Origin of the sequence: Spirosoma sp. (genome assembly GCF_048594605.1) — a bacterium.
Lineage (GTDB): Bacteria > Bacteroidota > Bacteroidia > Cytophagales > Spirosomataceae > Spirosoma.
In genome coordinates this window covers 1-4,770 of sequence record NZ_JBMDWV010000135.1, presented here as the reverse complement: position 1 = coordinate 4,770, position 4,770 = coordinate 1, and the positions used below count along the sequence as shown (strand labels likewise).

Here is a 4,770-nt window from a genome sequence, read left to right as displayed (position 1 = left end):
GGGAACGGTATTGATCGTTTCACGACCATACGTAGCAGCGGCTCCAGTACGTTCGGAGCTGAATATATCGCTACGGTTTCCTGATACAACAACCTCTGATAATTGAGCGCTATTGTCCGATAAGCTGAAGTTGACGTCGGCTGACGTACCCAGGTTCGTAAAAATTCCTTCTTTTACCTGGTCTTTAAAACCAACAAATGTGGTTGTAATTTTAAACGGACCGCCTACCCGAACACCTGGAAGTGTGTAACGACCCGATGCATTTGTGGTTGTTCCGTACCGGCTACCCGATGGCTCATGAATAGCGATGACGGTAGCACCGGGCAGTCCAGCACCCTTATCGTCGGTCACGAGACCATTGATGACAGCGGTAGTTACCTGCGCCCTGACCTCGCCCCCCGCTAGAACGGCCAAGAGCATACTGCTGACCAGCATAAATGCCGCCCGAAAGTGCAGTAAATTTTTAGACATAGAAGTGTTTGATTTGGTTAGTAATCCGACAGATACCAATCAAGCCAGATAGGTATCCATTTGGTGACAAATATCCTTATATTTTTTGAGCTAAGAAATAGTCTCTTCTTAAAAAAGTACCACTATACATGAAATAGGGAACTAAGTTATGAGAATATTCACATTTTCGACAGGTTCTGTTCTATAAGAGAATATTACCAAATTGTTAATCAAACTAATAGAATCTCTCCCGGTTTAGTTACCTGTCAGAATTAGTTCTCTGTTTTAGACGTGCTTTCTGCGAAAGGGTGCCTGATTCTTCCTTAGTTTTGTCTCATTATTATGACAATTGAATCAGTTGACCTGAATTCTACACTGAACAGTCACACAGCTGACTTTGTTTGTATGATTTTGTCGGCACTTCAGGTTGGTTAATCGCTCAACAAAGCGCTTTCTTTTAATTATGAAATTATTCTTCCGGCAGACGGGTGAAACTGGCCCGGCTATTATTATCCTTCACGGTGTTTTCGGATCGTCTGATAACTGGCTTACTATTAGTAAAGCCATTGCCGCCAAAGGCTACCGTGTTTATGCACTGGATCAGCGCAACCACGGTCAGTCTCCTCGTGGTGACGAGCATGACTATCACAGCATGGCTGCCGATCTGCACGAATTTATTGCCGACCACAACCTGGAAAATCCGATCCTGATTGGTCATTCTATGGGTGGAAAAGCCGTGATGCAGTATGCGATGCTTCACCCCGGTACGTTCCAGAAATTAGTGGTGGTCGATATTGCACCTAAATTTTACCCTGTTCACCATGCCGAGCTGATACGTGGTCTGAATGCAATTGATTTGGCGAGTATCAAAAGCCGTAGCGATGCGGATGCAATCCTGAGTCGGTATGAACCGATCTTAACTGTACGACAATTTTTGTTAAAAAATCTGTACCGTAACGAACAGGGGCAATTCGCCTGGCGGCTCAACCTGCCGGTCATTGAGCGCGAATTACACGGCATTGGTGAGGAGTTAACAAATCCACATGTTGTCACGGAGCCGACCTTATTTATTCGGGGCAGCGAATCTCCTTATATTCTGGATGACGACATCTCTACCATAAAACGTATTTTCCCCAACGTACAAATAGAAACCATTCAGGGCGCGGGCCATTGGGTACAAGCCGAAAAGCCAGCCGAATTTGTTGAGGTATTAATGAAGTTTATTGCCTGATGCCAACCTTATATCTCATCCCTACCCTGCTTGCCGACGATACGTTCGATCAGGTACTTCCTGCTCAAATCCGTACGGTTATCGAAAACATAGATGTGTATTTCGTCGAGAACGTTCGCTCAGCACGGCGATTCATTAGCGGGTTGAAAACGAATCGGGTCATTGATGAGACAACATTTTTTGATCTGAACAAAGACACGCCACCTGCTGACACCCGTCGACAAATTCAGGAGTTAACCGAGCGGAAAAAGAACGCTGGGGTTTTATCAGAAGCCGGTTGCCCGGGCGTAGCGGACCCGGGCGCTGTAGTTGTCGGGATGGCACATACGTTGGGATGGCGCGTGGAGCCGCTGGTCGGGCCCTCCTCCATTCTGCTGGCTTTGATGGCTTCTGGCATGAGTGGACAATCGTTTGTCTTTCACGGCTATCTGCCAATAGATCGGCAGGATCGCGCCCGGACGCTACGTAACCTCGAAAAGGAAGCGCAGCAACGGCAGCAGACGCAGATTTTTATAGAAACGCCCTACCGTAACGATGCGCTTTTTGCCGACATATTGGCTGCTTGTCAGGCCAATACACGCCTTTGCGTAGCCTGCAACCTGACCGCTTCCGACGCTTTTGTTCGCACACAAACAATTCGGGAATGGAAAACTCAGATTCCTGATCTACGAAAAAAACCGACGGTGTTTCTACTTTTGTGATCGTTAAGCAGCGAAACTTTTCAGTCTGCTATAATATTGCGGGTATTTCCCCCATGCTACGTTATGATTCAAGCCTTTACCTTTTCGCCCTTCCAGGAAAACACCTATATCATCGCTGATGACAAAACCGGCGAGGCTGTGATCATTGATCCGGGTTGCTACGAGCAGGCCGAAAAAGAAGCTCTGAGCCAGTTTATCACCAGCAATAAGCTCAATGTGAAGTATCTGCTCCTCACCCATTCGCATCTTGATCACGTGTTTGGTGTTGCTTACGTGAAGCGCAAATTCGGTGTGAGCGCTTATCTGCACGAGCAGGATATGGTCATCTATAACGACGTACCAACCCGCTGTGCCTTGTATGGTCTGCGCGGTTATGAACCCGCCGAAATTGATGCATTTCTGAAAGAGGGCGATCAATTCAAATTCGGAGACACGGTTCTGGATGTCGTCTTTGTTCCAGGTCATGCGCCGGGGCACGTAGCGTTTATCAACCATGCAGAACGCTACGTTATTGGGGGCGATGTACTGTTCCGGGGCAGTGTCGGACGTACCGATTTTCCGTATTGCAATCATGCCGATCTGATGACCAGTATCCAAACAAAGTTTTATACCTTACCGGACGATTACGTTGTTTATCCAGGCCATATGGAATCGACCACGATTGGCCAGGAAAAACGTACGAACCCGTTTGTAAGAATGTAATACCGGCCTTCCCGTCTGATCCAAACCTATGAATCTGCTGAAACACATTCCCAATGCCATGACCTGCGGTAACTTGCTGTGCGGAAGCATTGGTGTTGTCATGACATTACGTGGTCATCTCGACACAGCTGCCTGGCTGATCGGTCTGGCGGCCATTCTGGACTTTGGGGATGGGTTCGTAGCTCGTTTGGTTAACGTATCAGGACCGTTCGGGAAAGAGCTGGATTCGCTGGCCGATATGGTTACGTTTGGCTTGTTACCAGCTATGATTGTTTTTCAACTTTGCTGGTTTCAGGGCTTAGGATCAATCTCGTACGGGGCATTCCTGATTGCAGTCTTATCGGCGCTACGTCTGGCTAAATTCAATATTGACACGCGGCAAAGCGACCGATTTATTGGCGTACCGACTCCGGCCAACACCCTTTTAATTGCGGCTTTCCCACTCATGGAACGCTATCAGCCTCAGTACGATGCCATCTGGAAAAATGATGTTGCCCTGGGTATGATGATTGCCTTTTCGTTCATGCTGGTGGCCGAAGTTCCTCTCTTTGCGCTAAAATTCAAATCCTTTGGCTGGGCCGAAAATCGGATTAAATACAGTTTTCTTATCGCATCCGTCTTACTCCTGTTATTTTTGCAGTTTGCAGCCATCCCGCTGATTATTTTACTTTACATCGTTCTGTCATTAATTTCCAATGACTGAATGATTAAGTGATCGAATTATTGAGTGAATCTGTCCGTCAATAATTCGATCACTCAATCATTCAGTCATTCAATCATTCAAAAATGAAATACATCGCTGAAATTAACATCATGACCCGTTCGGAAATTCTGGACCCACAAGGCAAAGCCGTCAAATTAGGGCTTCATAATCTTCAGATGGACACCATCGATAACGTACGCATTGGTAAGCACATTCGGCTCGAGGTCGACGCTGAGTCTGAAGAACAAGCACGTGCAACGGTGGATTCAGCCTGTAAACAACTGCTGGCTAACCTGATTATGGAAGAATATACATTCGACCTGCATACAGCCTAATATCGGAGGTCCTTTTTCAGTAATTGTATGACAATACGTTTTCGGAGTACAGTGTATACTTCCCGTAAAAAGTACTATTATTACTGACTTTTCTTCTATCAGATAATGGCTCCGACTTATTCAAGCATCAAAGGGTTAGGGTTTTATGTGCCCGATACAGTTGTTACGAATGACGACCTAACCCAGTACATGGACACGTCTGATGCCTGGATTCAGGAACGGACAGGTATCAAACAAAGACGCTATTTTACCTACGGTAAAGATACGAATGCGAGCATGGCTACAGCTGCTTCGCGCATGGCGCTCGAACGGGCGAATATTGACGCCAGCCAGGTGGATCTGATCGTTTATGCAACCATCACACCCGACTATTATTTTCCAGGCTCTGCGTTTCTGATGCAGCGCGAGTTAGGACTGGAAGGCGTAGGAGTGATTGATATCCGCAATCAATGTTCAGGTTTTGTCTATGCTTTGTCTATAGCCGACCAGTTTATCAGAACGGGCATGTACAAAACCATTCTGGTAGTCGGTTCCGAGATTCAGTCAACTTTCCTGAACAAGAGCAACGAAGGGCGGGGCGTAGCCGTCATTTTTGGCGACGGTGCCGGAGCCGCTGTTGTTCAGGCTACTACCGATCCTGAACACCGG

At 46.9% G+C, this 4,770-nt stretch carries 7 protein-coding genes; 6 read left to right on the top strand and 1 reads right to left on the bottom strand.

Going from position 1 to position 4,770, the window contains the following annotated elements; translation table 11 throughout:
• On the bottom strand, positions 1 to 471 hold a 471-nt coding region (locus ACOJS8_RS08865), incomplete at its 3' end, for a carboxypeptidase-like regulatory domain-containing protein (RefSeq protein WP_420148182.1).
• A 442-nt stretch (positions 472 to 913) separates the two neighbouring features.
• Between ACOJS8_RS08865 and ACOJS8_RS08860 the strand changes: the two genes are divergently transcribed.
• The 6 genes from ACOJS8_RS08860 to ACOJS8_RS08835 form a co-directional block, all read left to right on the top strand.
• Complete coding sequence (locus ACOJS8_RS08860) at positions 914 to 1,681, top strand: alpha/beta fold hydrolase (RefSeq protein ID WP_420148181.1); 768 nt, start codon at positions 914 to 916, stop codon at positions 1,679 to 1,681.
• Positions 1,681 to 2,382, top strand: coding sequence for an SAM-dependent methyltransferase (locus ACOJS8_RS08855; RefSeq protein ID WP_420148180.1), 702 nt, complete (start codon positions 1,681 to 1,683; stop codon positions 2,380 to 2,382). Before ACOJS8_RS08860 ends, ACOJS8_RS08855 begins: the two co-directional genes overlap by 1 nt.
• Before the next feature lie 63 nt (positions 2,383 to 2,445).
• Positions 2,446 to 3,084, top strand: a complete 639-nt coding sequence (locus ACOJS8_RS08850; RefSeq protein WP_420148179.1) for an MBL fold metallo-hydrolase — start codon at positions 2,446 to 2,448, stop codon at positions 3,082 to 3,084.
• 28 nt (positions 3,085 to 3,112) lie between these two features.
• Complete coding sequence (gene pssA, locus ACOJS8_RS08845; protein WP_420148178.1) at positions 3,113 to 3,787, top strand: CDP-diacylglycerol--serine O-phosphatidyltransferase; 675 nt, start codon at positions 3,113 to 3,115, stop codon at positions 3,785 to 3,787.
• 83 nt (positions 3,788 to 3,870) lie between these two features.
• Positions 3,871 to 4,122 carry a phosphoribosylformylglycinamidine synthase subunit PurS gene (purS, locus tag ACOJS8_RS08840; protein ID WP_420148177.1) on the top strand — a complete coding sequence of 84 codons (252 nt, stop codon included), beginning with the start codon at positions 3,871 to 3,873 and terminating at the stop codon, positions 4,120 to 4,122.
• A gap of 105 nt (positions 4,123 to 4,227) precedes the next feature.
• Positions 4,228 to 4,770 (top strand): 3-oxoacyl-ACP synthase III family protein (locus ACOJS8_RS08835; RefSeq protein ID WP_420148176.1); only part of this gene is annotated, 543 nt, incomplete at its 3' end.